General features: G+C 56.9%; 8 protein-coding genes. All 8 read left to right on the forward strand.

Annotated features, from left to right (window positions below):
• Positions 1-282: 282 nt before the first annotated feature.
• The 8 genes from PV433_RS14625 (at position 283) to PV433_RS14660 (ending at position 17,528) form a co-directional block, all read left to right on the forward strand.
• Positions 283-2,067 carry a vWA domain-containing protein gene (locus tag PV433_RS14625; RefSeq protein WP_442951526.1) on the forward strand — a complete coding sequence of 595 codons (1,785 nt, stop codon included), beginning with the start codon at positions 283-285 and terminating at the stop codon, positions 2,065-2,067.
• A 31-nt stretch (positions 2,068-2,098) separates the two neighbouring features.
• Complete coding sequence (locus PV433_RS14630) at positions 2,099-5,488, forward strand: tubulin-like doman-containing protein (protein WP_332072824.1); 3,390 nt, start codon at positions 2,099-2,101, stop codon at positions 5,486-5,488.
• A gap of 37 nt (positions 5,489-5,525) precedes the next feature.
• Positions 5,526-7,862: a hypothetical protein gene (locus PV433_RS14635; protein WP_332072825.1), complete on the forward strand. Its 2,337-nt coding sequence runs from the start codon at positions 5,526-5,528 to the stop codon at positions 7,860-7,862.
• A 523-nt stretch (positions 7,863-8,385) separates the two neighbouring features.
• The gene (locus tag PV433_RS14640; protein WP_332072826.1) at positions 8,386-9,675 is read left to right on the forward strand and encodes a vWA domain-containing protein; all 1,290 of its coding nucleotides are present in this window, start codon (positions 8,386-8,388) and stop codon (positions 9,673-9,675) included.
• Between the two features lie 124 nt (positions 9,676-9,799).
• Complete coding sequence (locus PV433_RS14645) at positions 9,800-10,438, forward strand: hypothetical protein (protein ID WP_332072827.1); 639 nt, start codon at positions 9,800-9,802, stop codon at positions 10,436-10,438.
• Between the two features lie 14 nt (positions 10,439-10,452).
• Positions 10,453-11,730, forward strand: coding sequence for a TRAFAC clade GTPase domain-containing protein (locus PV433_RS14650; RefSeq protein WP_332072828.1), 1,278 nt, complete (start codon positions 10,453-10,455; stop codon positions 11,728-11,730).
• A complete protein-coding gene (locus tag PV433_RS14655; RefSeq protein ID WP_332072829.1) occupies positions 11,727-14,489 on the forward strand; it encodes a GAP1-N2 domain-containing protein in 2,763 nt (920 codons plus the stop codon). Before PV433_RS14650 ends, PV433_RS14655 begins: the two co-directional genes overlap by 4 nt.
• Before the next feature lie 579 nt (positions 14,490-15,068).
• On the forward strand, positions 15,069-17,528 hold the full coding sequence (locus PV433_RS14660; protein WP_332072830.1) for a hypothetical protein: 2,460 nt from the start codon (positions 15,069-15,071) through the stop codon (positions 17,526-17,528).
• Positions 17,529-17,574 lie beyond the last annotated feature (46 nt).

The following is a 17,574-nucleotide window of genomic DNA, read 5'->3' on the forward strand; positions in this document are numbered from 1 at the left end:
GGTCTACTCTCCCATTCATTCAAATTGTGCGATTGCCCGCCCGAAGCGGGGCGAATTGGCAGAAAACGATGGAAATTGTCGCTTCTAGAGGGTATCATAAACTTGTCAATTCTAGCATTCCGACCCATTTCGACACACATTCATTGTACTATCTGTCCGCACGTTTGACCACTTCTTTGCCGGACCGCCATGATTGCGATACATTTATAGAGGTAGAAATGAGTTTCAAAACCTTACAACCAGCTCTGCAACTAAGCGAAGACTTACACGGGGGTGCGAATCGTGAACAAATTAACCAAACACGGCATCTGGTCGGCCCTTGCCTCCATCCTCATCGTTCTTCTGATCCTGGGGACAAGCCCGGCAGCTGTATACGCGGCGGACGCCGATCAGAAGATGGACGCCGTGCTCGCCATGGACGCAAGCACTTCGATGAACGACAGCGACAGGAACAAAGTGGCCAACGAAGCGATGAAGCTATTCGTCGATATGGCCTCGATCAGCGGCGACAAAATCGGGGTGCTGTCCTATACCGACCAGATCATGAGGGAAAAAGCGCCGCTTACGATCAACTCGGCCAAAGATAAAGAGGAGCTCAAGTCGTTTATCGATCAGCTGTCGAGAGGTCCTTATACCGATATCGCCGTCGGGGTAGCCGAAGCGGTCAAAGTATTGGAGCGGGGCAAAGAGCCCGGCCGTCATCCGCTGATCGTGCTGCTCTCGGACGGGAACAACTCCTTGAACAAGGGACGTACGCAGCAGCAATCCGATCAGGAGCTTCAGGCCGCCGTGAAAAAAGCGAAGGATCTCGGCATCCCGATCTATACGATCGGTCTGAACGCGGACGGGCAGCTCAATAAGGACGTGCTGGAGGGCATCTCGAAGGAAACCGGAGGCAAGTCGTTCGTTACGAGCACGGCGGACATGCTGCCGCAAATTTTAAGCGAAATATTCGCCAACCATCTGAAGCTGAAAGTCGTGCCGCTCACCGGATTTACCGCAAACGGGGACTATCAGGACGTTATCGTCACGATCCCGAACGCCAATGTGATGGAAGCGAACATCTCGATCATGTCGGGCAAGCCGGTCGAGGTGAAGCTGTTCGATCCTTCCGGACAGGAGCGGAAAGTGCCGTCGGACGGCGTCGTTTATTCCAAGTCGGCCGCTTATTCGCTCGTGAAGCTGCTGAAACCGGCGCAAGGCGACTGGAAGCTGCAAATTAAAGGGGTCAGCCAGGACAAAATCAACATCAATCTCGTCTACAACTACGATCTGGAGCTGGTTGCGAACGGGCTGCCTCAGACAGCGAAGAAAGGCGATTCGATCCAAGTGAACGCGCTGCTTCAGTCGAACGGACAGCCGGTGGCCGACGCGGAATTGTACAAAAACTTGAAATCGGTTCTGCAGCTCACCGATCTGGATACGAAGCAGACCAAAGAAGTGCCGCTGACGAACAGCGGCAAAGATTTTACCGGATCGTTCACGATCGCTGATGCTCACAACTACGAAGCGAAGGTGCGCGTAGAGGATTCGAGCTTTTTCCGGGAAACCGCGCCGGTAACGATCAATGCGAAAGGGGCGTCTGGCCAGCAGCCTGCTCCGACACCTACGGCTCCCGCGGAGCCGACCGAACCGGCCAAGCCGTTTCCATGGGTCATGGTAATCGGCGGAGCGGTTCTCCTGATCCTGCTGCTTGCGCTGGTCCTGTTCATTCTGAGCAATGTGAAGCAGGCGAACAAAGGCTTTTACGGCCAGCTGGTCATTGAGATTATCGACGAGGATACGGGAGAGCGCTCCAGCCCGCAATACAGGAAGCTGAACGCCTTCAAGGGCAAAGTGAAGCTGCATCAACTGCTTCAGCTCGCGCCCGAATTCGCGGAGACGGACAAAATCGTATTCACCCCGGGCAGCGACTCGGTGTTTATAATAAGCCAGACGGATTGCCTGGTCGAGAAGTCGGGCAGAGCGTTCGACGTCACGAAGCCGAAAGAGCTCAAAAACAACGACCGGATTAAAATTACGCTGCAAAACGTTCATAAGTCGATTTGGCTCGACTATATTCATTAATTCGGATGATACCCATTAGGAGGAACCTACTATGAAGGCAGTCGTCAAAGAGCATATCGAGCAGTTGGACGTATCCAAAGGCGGCGGGATCGTCAGCGACAAGATCCGGGTCGACACGATCGACAACCCGATGCTGGTCATCGGACTCGGCGGGACGGGCATCGACGCGCTGCTCCGCTTGAAATACCAGATCAACCGCAGATTCAAGCTGCCGGAAGATCCGATCTCGAAGAAAAAGCAGGACAAGCCGGACAACGTCGAATTTCTCGCGTTCGAGACAAACGAGCACGACCGGAATAAAAAATACCGCGGCATCGGGCTTGACCCGCTGACCGAATACGTGCTGCTGTCCAACCCCGAGGTGGGCGGCCTGCTTCAGAACCGGAGCCTGCTCGAGCCTCACGTCAAAGACTGGCTGTCGCCGGAGCTGCTGATCACCGACGGCATCAACGGAGCGTCCGGCATCCGGCAAGCCGGAAGACTGCTGCTGTTTACGAAGATCGTCCAGGTCGTGCAGGCGATCGAGAAGAAGATCAAGGCGCTATCCGTCGGCACGAACAAAAAGCTGATCGTCTTTCTGCTGACAGGGCTGTCTGGCGGCACCGGAAGCGGCTGCTTCCTCGACATCGCCTACATTACAAGAGGACTCATCGAGCGCGACTACGGCGACTCCGGGGTGGACAAGATCAATATGTTCGGCTATCTGTTCATGCCGGACGTCAACCTGTCGAACAAGAGCATCTCCGACCATACGCGGGAGTACATCAAGAAAAACGGCTACGCCGCCCTCAAAGAGCTCGACTACTGGATGAACGTCAACGAGCGCAACGAAAGGTTCAAGCAGCAGTACGGCAGCATTTTGTCGGTGAATTCTCCGATCGCTCCGTTTAACTTCGCACATCTGATCTCGGCGACCAACCTCGAAGGAACGCTGCTCGAGAACGGCTACGACTACTGCATGAACGTGACGGCGGAGAAGATCACGACCTTTATGGCCAGCGAAGAGAAGCAATCGGGCGAAGAATTCGCCATTCACGACTATATGAGCAACATTCATACGAACATCGCCCAGATGCCGAAGCAGTATGCGGCGAACTATCAGTACAACGTCATCGGGGCTTCGTCGGCCGTGCTGCCGATCGAGGAGATGACGACGTTTCTCGCGTACCGGCTGTTCAAAAAGATGGAGAGCATGTTCGACGCCGCTCCTTCCCAGGAAGACGTGGAGAAGCTGGCGCGCAAGCTCGAGATCGATCCGGACTCCGTGCACCGGGAGTTCAACAAGCGGGTGCCGGAGCCGATTCCCGGCTACCAGAACAGCGAGCGGCTGAGCTACAACAACGTCGTCAAGCAGCAGGTCGTCAGTATCGATACCGAGCTGGAGCAAAGCTTCCTGTCCCGCGCGCGGGAAGAGTATATCAAGTCCAAGAAGCAGCTTCCCGGAGCGTGTCTCGAACGGTTCACCGAACAGATCAACCGGATGTTTTTGAATCCGGAGCAAGGGCCGTTTTACGCGTCGCGGGCCATTTTCTCGAATAAAGGATACAGCCTGCTGAACCTGATCAGCTCGTATATCGAAGCGCTGAAGGAGAACGTGTACCGGATTCCCCAGGACGTCGAGGCGGCCAAGACGAGCGCCGGCCAGAAGCTGGGCGATGCCCGGAGCGCCTTCATCTCGCGCGACAAGAAGAAGGACGCCTACATCGAGGCGAAAATCCAGGAGTACCTCCTGTACGCGGACCGCGAGCGGATGGAGCAGATGATCGAGTTTTACGAGGATCTGTACAACCTGCTGAACGACCAGAACTCGCGGATTTATTCGATCTTTACGGAAATCTTGAACGCCCTCAACCGGATCTTCGAGAAAAACGGCGACATTCTGATCAACGGAGACGAGCAGGTCGACCACAAAGGCAATAAAACGTACTTCTGGAACGTCGTTAACGTGCCGGACATCGAGAAGCTGATCGGGCGGATGATGGACGACAAAAATGCGGGCGATCTGATCCGCGACTTCACCGGCGAGCTGCTGCGCAAGACGAACCAGTGGATCCGGGAGCAGGATATCGACATCGTCGGCTCGATCTCGGAATTTTTGACCGACCAGTTCGGAGAGCTGATTACCCGTTCGATGGAAGATTTCCTGGCGATCAAGTACGGGCAGGACGAATCGATCGAGAAGGTGATCGAGCGGATTATCGCCAAGCGGCTTGACGACGAGGCAGTTCCGGTCTTCCACTTGAGCAACAGCGCGGGCAGCTTCCACTTCCCGGAATGCGGATTCGTATCCGTGCCGGCCGATGCTCCGAACATTTTCAAGGGCGTGAACGGCTTCAAGGAGCTGGCGCTCGGCAAGACGAAATTCACGATCAAGGAAAGCCGGGTCAAAAACCGGATCTTCTGGCTGAATACAAAAAACGGCGTTCCGCTGTTCGCCTATTCCCCGCTGAAAGTGCTGGAGGAAAGCTACGAGAAGACGATTCTCGAGCCCGAAGGCGTCGGACGCCACCTCGTGCAGACGGAGAAGACGAACTGGACATATCTGCCCTCGCCGATCCCGGAGAAGTCGTGGGGCGACGTGTACGTCAACTCCCGCATCCGAACATACAACCACCAAGTCCGAACATTGTTCGCCAAGGCGGTATCGTTCGGCTGCATCTCGGAGAAGCCCGACACTGCAACTACGAGCAGCCGGTTCGAATGCTACATGACGAAACCGTTCGACATCCAGGCATTCACCGCGCAGTACCCGATGCAGCTGGAAGGCGGGAAGATCAACTTCGGCGAGCTGAAGCGATGCATCGCGGGCCTCAAGGAGCTGCTTCAAAACGGAATCGAACGCGTGGAGACGAAGGACATCTTCAACAGCACCTCGGAGGAGATGGCCAAGGAAAACCTGGTCCGTTCGCCGGAACTGATCGAGCGCCTGCGCAAGGAAGTGGCGAAGTACGAGCAGATCAGCGCCAAAATCGCCGAGCTGGAGACGGTGCTGAATTCGCACCAGGACGAGGAGAAGCTGCTCGACCGGTTTATCGAAGCGATGTATACGAAGACGATTATGAAGCGGGGCGCCCAGTACGTCTACGATCACGACGCGGATGAAGAAACGTGGGAACCGTTCGTTAATTTGATGAAGGTGAACAAGTTTTACGAGTTCGTCATCTTCGAGCAGATGCGGGGGCTTGATGCCAAGCGGCAGGCGCTCTTGCAGCGCAAGGCGTCCAAACGGAGCGAGCAGATGACGGCTTCGGACGACATCTCCTGGCTGGTCGCTGCCTTGAAGGAAATGGCGGCCGCGTACCAGGAGTCGAAGTCGGCGCTTGACTACGACCGGGGCGATTACGCTAACGGAGAAGAGATGTACCGGTTCTACAAGCAGGTTGCGGCGAAAGTGAGCGATATGCTGAGAACGGTGCAGTAAACGGCGGCACAACTTACAGCGAGTGGAGGTAGCGCGCGTGAAGGAGAGACTATGGGCATTCGCCGGCGAATTCGACGCCCGGGCCGACAAGCTGGCGTATGAGAACGACGGACAGCGAGGCATTCATCACCCGCTCGTCTTTGCCTTTATCGGGGACAAGAGTCTGGATGCGCTGACCGCTGTGTACGAGTGGAACGAAACGAAGTGGAGCAACAGCAGAGGCGTCGTGTATTTGCATCTGTATACGGAGAAGACGCTGGAGCGGGACAATGTGTTCGGCTTCCGCCTCGATGCCCCGATCGCGGACCGCAAGACGGTCAGGCCGGAGCTTCACCGCCGGTTTCACGACGATTCGGCTAAGCTGGCGGAGCTAAACCGCACCGTCCGGCAGCTCGGTACACGACTCGCGGAGTTCGGCCGCGTCTACACCTCATTCCAGCAGGTGAATATCGCGGTCGTGACGATGGCGGACGATCCGTGCAATGTCGTATTGCCGGAAGTCGCGCTGCTGCTTAAGGCGGTGCTTGGCGAGTCGTTCCAGCAAATCCAGAACGATCTGTACGGATTGATCCGGGAGAAGCAGGCGAACGGGGATTTTGCTTACTCCGCTTCGGTGAGCGTAGCGTTTATGCGGGAGCTGGAGCGGATTCAGGACCGCCGTTACAGCTTCAGCGCGCCGCTGCAGGTGACGGAGGACGGCATCCGGCTGCAGGTTGAGCACAAGGAGGCGCCGCTCTTCGATCTCGTCTATCTGCTCAGCGACAAAAACGAACAAGGCCTCTTCGTCGAAGGCAGCATGGAGGCGAACTACGAAATCATTTGCAGCCTGTGCCTCTTAAAAAACCGGAAGACGGCCGCTGAAACGGACCGCAGACTGGAGACGTATAACAATCAGCATTACAAGCAGCATATCGGTTCCGGCAGCGGGGGAGGCGGCGTCTACTCCACGGCGGGCTTCTCCAAAGTAAAGCGTCCGAACAAGGCGATCGCGCTGACGGTGCTGCATCACCTGACGCAATCGGTTACCGGGCTGCTGAAGGAGCGGAGCAAGATCGACCGCAAGACGGCCGTGGAGCTGCTTCAGGCCGATTCCTCTTCGATGGAGCGGAGAGCGGAGACGCTTATGCCGGAGCGAGGCAAGCTCGAGGAGATGAATGCGCTGCTGGCTTCGCCGGTCTCCTTCGATGAAGTGAAGTCGATGACGCTTGCGGAAGCCGAGGAAGCCATGTACGGCCGGCATGCGGGAAACTTTTTCCGCGAGCAGTTCGCGGACAAGGCGCAGCGGAAGCTGGAGCAGCTCGATCTGGAGCGCGAAGGCTGGGAAGCGCTCGAGCGGAACATTATCGGCAACCCGCGTTTCGGCGTATACGCCGCCTATGCCTGGACGAACGAGAAGGAAGATGCGGCCGTGTACCAGGAGCTGCGGCAGACGGTCAAGGAGACGGCGAAGCAGCTCGAGGAAGGGCGGCTCAGGCTCGACGCGCTGCTCGGGGAATCGGTCGATATGCAGCCGTTCCGCCGTGTGCCTTTTATGAAGAAAAGCACGCTTAAGCATTTTAGCCGTTACTTGTTCGAGCACGTCTACGGCGAGCGGCTGGAGCTGCTGTATCTGGAAATGAAGCTGGCGCTGCTGAGACGGTACGAGGCGGTGCTGGTCCGGCTGCATGAGCGGGTAAGGCCGAGAATCGAGCAGCTTGACGAGCTGGAAAGCCGGATCCGCGAGGTTAGCCGGCAAAGCGTATCGGAAGCCGACGATTACCTCGGACGCAACATCTCGGAATATTACGCTTCGGTCGTCCAGGGCGTCATCAAAGATTTGCAAGGCAAACGCGGCGAAGAGTTCTGGTTCGAGGACCGGTATATCGGAGGGGAAGCGATTCAGTTCAAGGAAGGCGCTGAGCCTTTCCTGGAAAGGCTGATCGAGCTGTGCCGCAATGAGGTGTTTCTGTACGAGCCGTTCCGCGAGTCGTTCGAGGACGAGCTGATCCGCAGAGCGAACGTCACCGTCAGGTTCGACGACCGGGACCAGGTGCTGTCCAAGGAGCAGCTATTCCGGGATTTGTACGATACGCTGAGGCAGCGAGCGGCCGTTCATCTTGATGTATACAACTATACGCAAAAGCACCGGTACGAGGAGCATTACTTTTTCGGCGATGCCGACAGCGAGTTTATCCGGTATGCATTCGAGGTGGACCGGGACAGCCGGACGCACAAGCTGGGCTGCGTGCACGAGAACCGCAACAGCGGCATCGAGAAGCTGATTCTGATGGGCGGCTTCCGGGTCGAGGACCTGCTCGTGTTCCGGAACGGCAGGAAGTATTATGACAGCTACCGCGAGAACGGGTATCAGTTCCACGCCGTACAGTTGGACTAGAACAGGTTGTGCGGCTGGCGGTTGGCGGTTGGAGGGCGAACGAATCGGCCGAAATGAAGAGACTAGCCGGCTTGCCGGACGGCTTTTACGGCGATACCCTCTGGGGAAAGCGCCCAGCAGCCCGTGCTGTGAAGGCTCGGCGGACAGCCGCCAGCGCCGGTTGCACCCTGGTTTCTGGGGCTGAGAGCCAAGAGCCTTTATGCCAAAAGCCAAAAGCCCAGTGCGCAGATAACAGTCTCTAGCAGCTCTTATTTTAGGTAAAATAACTCGTCCTTCCCGAATACGAGTCTTTAGCAGCTCTTACTGTGGGGTGTTTCTGCCGGATAGGGGGATTTTGCCTAAAATAAGAGTCGCAAACAAACATCCGCTAATTAGCTCGTGTTCGGGGATTCGTAATAGTAAGAGTGTCAGATGTCCGCTAATTGGCAGGTGTTCGGGGTTTCGCATAATAAGAATCTCGCAAACGTCCACTAATTAGTTGTGTTCCGGGGTTGTGAAATTTCGCCAAAGGGGGGAGTCGGCGGTGTACCAACGAAAAGTGAATATGCTGCTGCTCGTATGCAGTCTGATCGGCGGGCTGGCCGGATTCGCGGTTGGAGAAGTCATACTCGCCGAGTGGGAGGGCCGGATTCCAAACGGGCTGCTGATGGGCGCTTATTTCGGCCAGCTGGCGCTGTGGATCGGCCTCATGTGCCTGATCGCCGAGCTGGTGTCTCCGAAGCTGAACGGCAAAGGCTGGCGGCTGCGGTATGCGAAGGACGGCTGGAAGCTGCTCGTTCCCGCGACGCTAGTGCTGCTGCTCGTCTCGGGCGCTTTGCTCCAGCTGGTGTACGGTCTGCATCTGGGCGGCTTCAAGCCCGCACAAAATATTGTCGTCGCGATCGACGTGTCGGAGAGCATGAAAGAAACCGACCCGAACCGCGAAAGTTTTCGCGCAGCCAAAGAGCTTGTACAGACGATGAAGCCGAGCAAACGCGTCGGCGTACTGACGTTCAGCGATCAGGCCGAGCTGCTTCAGCCGCTTACGTCCGTCTCGAGCCAAGCCGCGAAGGATGCGGTCATCGGCAAGCTGGACAGCTACGGTCCGCCGATCGGCGGCACGAATATCGAAGCAGCGCTGGCCATGGCGATGCAGCAGATCGAAGCCGATCAGACCGATAAGCGCAGAAGCATGGTGATCCTCATCTCGGACGGTTACAGCGACGTCGATCTGAATCGGGCGCTTCATCCGTATACGAGCAACCAGATCATCGTGAATACGGTTGGCGTCAAATCGCAGGACGTCCAAGGCAACGAACTGTTAAGGAATATCGCATCGAGGACGGGCGGCGAGTACCACAGCGTCGATGACGTCCAGAAGCTGACGAACGTATTTGAGCAAATATACAGGGCGAATCAGAGCTGGCATCTGGTCGGCGAACGGACCGGACCGGCCGCGGGCAGCCTCCTGTACGCAATAGAACGGATCGTCATCGTGGCTGTAATCGGACTGCTGATCGGCTTGTCGCTCGGCATTATATTCGATAACCGCTTTCTGGCGCGTTCCTTCTCCGCCGGCGGGGCGTTAGCCGGACTGTTGGCCGGGCTGATTCTCGAGCAAGGGCTGCAGAGCGGCGATTTCCCATTCTGGGCCGTACGGGCTGCCGCCGATCTGATGCTGGCCGCCGTGCTGTCGCTGGCTACGCTGCTTATCCCGTTCAAGGAGAGCCGGGGAGCCGAAGAATCGGGAAATGGCCCGTTCAGCCGCTTCCGGAAAAACACAGCCGCCACTTTCGGGCAGCAGCAAGGGAACGTGAATAAGAGGTTCAGATAAACAGCTGACTGACTATACAAGTTGAACTCACTGTACTCCATGGATAAGCAGCATGTATTGAGGAACCTACTTAGTTAAAAAGGAGTTATATAAAGTCATCTCTCCAAGAAGGAGGAACGCGCGGATGCAATGGAGCGACGAGCTGTCCGGGACAAGCCGGATCACCGAGATGCGTCACCGGGTACAAGGCAACGAGAGTGTGTTGACGTGGAATTGGCCGGCGGGTATTGACTTCGTCTATGTGTACCTGTTCCCGGCCGAGGCGGAGCAACCTCCGGAACAGCGGCCGCCGGCTGCGATGAAGCTGTATACGCGCGAGGAGTACAAAGCGAAGGCGGGGTACCGTGGACGCCTCGATGGGATCGGACATTATGCGTATCGCGTCTACCCGTGTGTGCGCAAACCGGAAGGCATCGTCGTGCTGCGTCAGGAAGACGGGGACAACCTCATCCGGTTCGCTGCCGCCAAAGCCAGAATCCGGTATTCGATCAAAACCGGCATGGCTCTGTTCCGCAAATACCAGCCGGTCCGGATCGAGCTGACGAGCGAGGTTGCCGTTCCGAAGGAAGCGTTGTGTTACGTCCTGAAAGAAGGCGGGATGCCGCTACATCCGGAGGACGGAACGGTGTATCCGTTCATCGACGATATTCAGCCGGGACGAAACGTGCTGCCGGACATCGAAATTCCGAAAAACAGCCGGATCAAATTGTTTTTTACAGACGGTAAAAAGTACGGCGAGCTGTTCGAACTCATACCGGAATAAGGAGTGGACGAAGCATGCTGCAGTTTTTGAAAGGAATGTTTGAGAAGAAGCCGCCGGAGAAAGTAAAACCCGAGTTTTATCCGATCGTATGCCCGTTTTGCTTCAGCAAATTTAATCCCGATGCTGTAGTGTTCCGGGCGGCGCACCACGTAGAGGACGATCAGGATTACGCGCTGCAGGAAGACGAAGCGTTGAACAAATACCGCGGGCGGTTCAATCTGTCTCCGATCGATGAGATCGAAGCGGTTATCGATCCGATCTCCATCCCGGACGAATCCAAAATTTATTCCGGCAAAGTGCTGGTCGGCGTAAACGACCGTTATGGCCGGGTAACCCGGAAGCGGCTGTGCCCCAATTGTCATAACGAGCTTCCGATCACGTCGGGGAAAGTCGCCAGCAACATCATCTCAATCGTCGGGGCTTCCCAGGTCGGCAAATCGGTGTACATGACCTCGCTCATTCATACGCTGCAGCACGCCACCGCCTCGAATTTCAATGCGGCCTGCATCCCGCTTAACGCCGAGATCAGCCGCCGGTTCCGGCAAAACTACGAGGAGCCGATATTCGAACGGGGCACGATGCTGGAAATGACCCAGAAGGAAGAGAAGCAGGAGCCGTTTATTTTCCAGTTCGTCTTCAAAGGGGAAGACGTAGCTCCGCTCACGCTCGTCTTCTTTGATGTCGCCGGCGAGATTATGACCGACCGCGATTTGCTCGACCTGTACGCGGCCCATATCAAAAACTCGTCGGGCATTCTGTTCATGGTCGATCCGCTGCAAATTAAAACGATCCGCGACAGGCTGCTGCTGAACGTCGGCAATCAGGCCGGCGAATTCGCAAGCCGTTACGACGAGCCGCGCGAGGTCGCTATTACAATGTTTGAAAATTTTATCGGGCATCAGGACAAAGCCAAAACCGACATCCCGACTGCCGTTGTTTTGACCAAAAGCGATATGCTGCAGCATCTGAAGGAGGAAGACGGGGAGTACATCCGCTCGAACAGCAACGTATTCCGCGACGTCGTTCATCGGCAGCATTTGAATATGACCGAATTCGAAAACATCAACGGCGAAATACGCCGGTTTCTTGAGAAGGTCGACCGGCCGTTCAAAGACGCGCTGGACGTTTATTTTACAGATACCGCCTACTTTGCCGTATCGGCGCTCGGGTCCAACCCGGTGGACCGGAAAATTACCGGGGTCGTAAATCCGTGGCGCGTTGACGAGCCCTTCGTATGGCTGCTCTACAAGCTGAATTATATCGAGGGGAGAGAAGGGGGCGAAGGCAGTTGAGCCAGAGCGGGAAAATCCAGCAGCAATACTATACGCGCGGCCGGTCAGGCGTGTTCCGGACGAACGAAGGGCTCGATACGGTGGCCAAATCCCCCTCTCTAGACAACAACTTCATTAAGAAGACGCTTCATCCGTTTTGCCTGTATCATGCTCCGCAGGAGCTGCGGCAGCGGGGCGAAGAGGACGTGTCGAAGTATCCCGAATCGCTGACCGTATTTACGGCGGAAACCGGGGAGCTCGTCATCGGACGGGGCGTATTTGCGGGGGCGGATTTTACCGGGCAGCGGGATACCGTGTTTCTGCACCATTACATCGTCCCGCAGGAGCTGGCTGAGTCGGTGTATCGGCTGCCGAACTCGATTTTCCGGATCACCAGCTTTGCAAGCAAATATAACGAAGAGATCAAGGAGCTCCCCGAGCTGGACGAGCTGGAGTACGACAAGCAATCCTACGTAACAGGCCAGCAGCATATGCTGGACCGGCTCGGAATCGACGAAACGTTGTTTAAACAGCTGCTCTGGTCGGTATGCATGTCCATCTCCAGCAACAAGAAGGTCTACATCGCGCTGGACGTAGACGTCACCGGAAGCTCGTTGTATGCGAATCAGCTGCTTGAGCTTTTGTATCATTGCCTGCCGTATGGAATGCGCCGCAAGTTCGGCTTTACGACGTATTCGCACGAGCCGCAGGGCAAGAAGTATATCGACGTGATGGTAGTGGAGAAAGGCAGCATCCGGGCCGGCGACCGCCAGATCGACAAGGATTACTTGTTCGATTTTCCGAATCGCAGGTTCGTCAATACGGAGCCTCCCGGGCCGGAGATGCCTTATCTGGATTTTGCCTGGGCGTACCGGGGACAGCCTGCGGAGCTGGAAGCTTTTTTCGATTTCGCCGAAGAGGCGCTTCAAGACGTGGACGCTCAGACGGCGGCATCGCTGCCGGCCTATCATCAGTTGAGCGTGCTGTACCAGATCGAGCAGGGCGGCGAAGATATCTATGAATCGAAGAAGGAAGCGATCGTTACTAGCATCCTGACCTATCTGAACGATCGGAATGTCGAGAGCAAGCCGCGGCTGGACGAGCTGTTCTGGCAGCTGGCGGAGCGGGAAATCTCGTTGTTCGGCAAAGGCCATATCTTGTCGCTCGGTTACGTGGAAGCGATGATCGACTATTACCGGATCGGCGGCTTAAGGGAAAACCTGGTGTTTTCGCTGATCAAGCTGCTCTATAACGGCTGGAACTTCCACGAAGACAGCGGTTATCCGAACCGGGTATTCGACGCCGTCCTCAAGCACGAGGAGCTGTTTCAGGCCGTTGCCCATAAAATGCTTGCCACCGAGCAGTTCGCGCCTGTGCTGCAGGCGTATATGCTCGACCGGATTCAGCAGGCGGGCACGATGCAGGCTTTGCAGGAAGAAATCTCGTTTTGGCTCAAACATATCGAAGATGCGGTAGGCTCCGCTTATTTCCAGGAACAGCTGATGCGCAGAACGAAGGAGCTGCTCGAGAAGGACCGCGAACGGATCGCGTCGGGCGGCAGTCTGAACGTGTTTTTGGATATGCTGTACAAAAGCGATACCGGCAACACGAAGCGGCTGCAGCGTTTTTATAACGATCTGGACGTGCACGCGCAGAAAACGATTATCGGCAAGATCGATCTGGACCAAGTCACGCTGCAGCAGCTGGAAAGCATGAAATATATGCTGGGCAATCATTCTCACGTGTTGACCGAAAATCTGGGTCCGAGTGATCAGGCCGTATTCCATACGCTGCAATGCGCTTCCTATTTGCTGCGCAACGTCAATTCGAAGGAAGCCGAGAGCTACATGGTGCTGAGCCGGCTTATGCCCAAGGAGCTCGATCAGCTTCAAGCGCTGCTGCAGCGAGTGTTGAAGGGACGGGCCCGCCCGGAAAACTACGAGAAGATCGCGTACGCCTTCTATGAGAACGGGCTGGAGCCGGGCGAATGCTCCTTCGCCTTTATGCAGATGCTTGCGTACATCCGGCAGGAGGCGGACCACGCCGATGAGATTTATGATTTTATCCACTGGTCGGCTGGATACGCTTATTTTCACCTTCCGAACATGGCGATGACGAAGGAATACGAAGCGGCGCTTCGCGGTTATTTTCTCAGGTCGGACCGCGGAGCCTTGAATAAGAAAAACGTCTGGCTGAAGCTGAAAAGTATCCCGAACGCCTCCATGCGGAAAGTGCTGGCTGATATCCGGCTGGCGCAGGCCAATCCGCTCATCCGGTTCATGAAGGGGAACCGGAAAATGCTCATTCAATTCGGAAGCATATTCGCTGGAGTGGCCGTGCTGGTGACGATCGGAATCGTCGGGTACCAGACGTGGTTCCAGCCCGTCCAACCGGTGCAGCAGGTGCCGGGCGGAGAAACCGGGCAGAACGATCCGCTGCTTGGCCCTCCCGCTCCCGGGACGGAGTCGGGTACCGGCGCGTCAACAGGCACTTCGCCGGGCAGCCAGCCTGGAAGCGGAACGCCGTCCGGCAGCGGCACTTCGCCGGGAGGCACGACCATCGTGCCGCCGCTGAGCGGCCAGCCGCCAATCGGCAATGGCAGCGGCACCGGAAGCAATGGTGGAGCTGACGCCGGCACCGGCGCCGGTTCCGGAACCGGAAGCAACACGGGGACGGGAACGGGCTCAACAGGCGCAGGTGGCGGCGGCGGAACCGGATCAGGTGCAACAGGTACGGGCACAACTGGCACCGGGGCAAGTACCGGTACCGGCAGGCCTTAACCGGTTTTCGTCTTAACTGCCTTCCGTCGCTTTCCGGTCGAATGCAGCTAACGTACCGCTGCAGCTGGCGATGGTAGATTGGCAGGCGGTACATGACTTTTGCGCCGGATCGTAGTGCAGTAGACATAAGCCGCTGGTACTTCTCGCACAATCAGGACCGCAACGTTGTTACAGAATAGACTGCTTGAGCATTCGAGCTCAAGCAGTTTTTTATCATCAAGGAATGAAATGTTCGGCTTTACTAAAGTATTAAAGCAGTGAAGTGAACATCTTCACTAAGAAAAGTCTCTGCTTGCAGACTCATTCCTCGAGGCGCGGCAAAGACTTCGTTAGAAGCTTTCATAATGGGCACAAGCACCGCAGGGCCGTTTACTAGGGAAGCTGATCAACGTTAGGAGGCGTCCACCTTTTATACTTCGTCCAGGCGCAGCCTTATACTGCCGTACAAATTTAATTCCAACCCCGGAAGGACTTCGTTTCGGCGGAGCGAACCTATATGTACGCAAACAAGTAAAATACAGCAATGTGCCTGTTGGCTTTTTCACCGCTGCGAAAAGAGTTGGGATGGGAGATGAGATCATGCCGAATGACGAAACGGTATCGCGGGCGGCGTGGACGCCGATCGATTGGGGAAGGGCGGGGGAGAACGAATATACGCGCCGGTTGTCCCGAGTGCTGCTGAAGTGGACCCGGTATGCCAACGAACAATACGCCGATTGGCCGGACCGGGAAAATTGCGGACATTTCTTCGGAGGGTCTTACTGGTACGGCATCGAGAGCGCTTACACGGCGGCGGTGTTCGCGGCGGTCGGCACGATGCCCGAATACGACGAAGCGGTTACCGGCATGCCGCAGCAGGAGGTGCGGAGCAAAGCGATCCGGGCCATCCGTTATTTAGGCTTTACGCATGATACGGGTCCGGAGGAGTGTGTCCGTGTAGAGGGGCCGAATCCGCATTGCAGCCGGAAAAAGTGGGGAGGACGGGGAGATTCGTTCTTCCGGGCGAGCCAAACTGGGACGGTCGTACACGCGATGGCTTGCGCAGCCTGGCTTCTTCACGACGAGTTGGACGAGGAAACGAAGCGGCTCATGGAGTCGGTGCTGGAATATTACGCCGACTGCTACAGCGCGATGAAACCCGGCACCGGCGTCTACTTCGATACGCAGTGCGAGGAGAACGGCTGGACGTCGTCGGGAATCGGCGCCGCCGCTGCCCTGCTGCCCCACCATCCGCGCGGCGGAGCGTGGAGACAAGCGGCGCTTCGCTGGGCGCGCAATTCGGTGACGACACCGGGCGATAACGTGAAGCGGACCGGCGGAGTGTCGACGATTACGTTCCATCCGGACTATACGACGGAAAACCATGCATTCGTCCATCCTTCCTATATGATGGCGGGAATCTCGCTGCGCGGGTTGTATGCGCTGCTGGAAATGATGGCGGGAAGTCCGGTCCCCGAGCAGTTGACCGTGGGCAACGTGCCGATGTACGAGCGGACCATCAAGCTGTGGAGCTACACGGATGGAATCCCAGTGCCGATCCAAGGACAGGACTGGTGGTACAACCTTCATCACGCTTCGATGATGTGCCATGCGTTTATCCATGTCCTGCACGGCAACCCGGACGCCGCCGCCCTTGAACGTACGGCGCTTGAATTCGTCGAGAACCTGCAGATCAGCAATACGAGAGGCTGCCTGCTGGAGCAGAACGGGGAAGCATGCATCGTGACCGAAGGCCATCAGACGGCCAAGGAGATGGAATTCGGTTGCGCGCATAGTGTGCTGATCGCGTACTTGCTGCACCGTTTCGGCGGAGCGGGGACGGAGCCGTCGGGAGAGAGCGACTTAAGCGAGGCTGTCAACGGAGTTCACTACTACCCGTACGGCAGCTCGATCGTTCACCGGACGGATGCATCGTTTTCCGCCTTCAGCTGGCGCAATCACGTCATGGCGATCACCCTGCCGCGGAACGGAGTGTGGAGCGTCACGCCCGCATATTCGAGCTTCATCGGCGAGGTCGAGTTCGAAGGGGAACAATCGGGTGTGGCGTACAATGAGACGACGCCGGTCGAATGCGACGAGCAGCATCTGCACCGGTTCAGCGACGGCTTCGGGGCTGTGGCCGAGCTTCAGCGCGGCAAGGGAGGCAAGCTGCTCCAGCGTATCGGCTTCGTGTCGCTTCCGGACGGGAGAAGCTTCTACGCCGAACGCGTTCGCATCCAGCGGCCCTGCAAGATCAAGAGGCTGTCGACGGGCCTGATCGGCATCCGCAACGAACGTTACTCCGCGCTTCCCGGCTATGCGGACGGCTCGAAAACGTTGGCCGTTCCCGGCGGCACGAAGCAGTTTGAAGGCTATTACGGGCAGGACCCCGACATCGTCGAATCGTTCGGACCGGTCCCTTACATTAACGTTAACGGGGAGATCGGATACGTCGTAATCGGCTCGGACAACGTTACGTATTGGAATCGTCACCAGTATGCGAAGTGGAAAGGCGTGGAGGACGTTCTGACGCTGAATACCAGAAGCGGGCTTCTCTTCGATGGACCGGCCGAGCTTCCCGTATTTGCCGTACTGGCCCTTCCGAACGCCTCGGCCGAGCTGACCCGCGAGTCGGCTAACGCCACCCGCCTTTTGTCAGCACGAATGGACGATTGCATCGTAGCGGAGACAGATGCCTACATGATCTTCGTCAATTTAAGCGGACGACGAACGGAATATCGAGTGACAGCTGCGCGAGCCGGAAGCAGCGTCCAACTGTTCGAAGGGGAACAACGCGTGGACGCCGGTCATGTCGTTCGCACCGGAACGGTCGAGGCCGGCTATGCCGGCTACGCCGCGAGCCGCTTCCGGCTTGAGCTGCCGGAGTCTTTACCGGATTCGTTCCATTTGACGGTGACGGTGTCCGGCGCCCGGGTTTATGTGACGAATGAAGCCCGCAGCGTCTCGAACTGCACTGTAACCGATACCGGATCATCCGGTTTACGGCGCGAGGTAAGCCTGGAGGGGCTTTGCACATCGGTGTTCACATTTGACCGCTAAGATCGCGCTCTTGCCATAATACGGAGTGCAGCACCGCCGGATGAGG

Source organism: Paenibacillus sp. GYB004, from assembly GCF_036577605.1.
GTDB classification, from domain to species: Bacteria; Bacillota; Bacilli; order Paenibacillales; family NBRC-103111; genus Paenibacillus_AB; species Paenibacillus_AB oceani.

What these genes read in the sequence shown, in the direction of transcription:
- PV433_RS14650 (WP_332072828.1), top strand. Translation starts at nt 10,453, where the DNA reads ATGCTGCAGTTTTTGAAAGGAATGTTTGAGAAGAAGCCGCCGGAGAAA.
- PV433_RS14660 (WP_332072830.1), top strand. Translation starts at nt 15,069, where the DNA reads ATGCCGAATGACGAAACGGTATCGCGGGCGGCGTGGACGCCGATCGAT.
- PV433_RS14645 (WP_332072827.1), top strand. Translation starts at nt 9,800, where the DNA reads ATGCAATGGAGCGACGAGCTGTCCGGGACAAGCCGGATCACCGAGATG.
- PV433_RS14630 (WP_332072824.1), top strand. Translation starts at nt 2,099, where the DNA reads ATGAAGGCAGTCGTCAAAGAGCATATCGAGCAGTTGGACGTATCCAAA.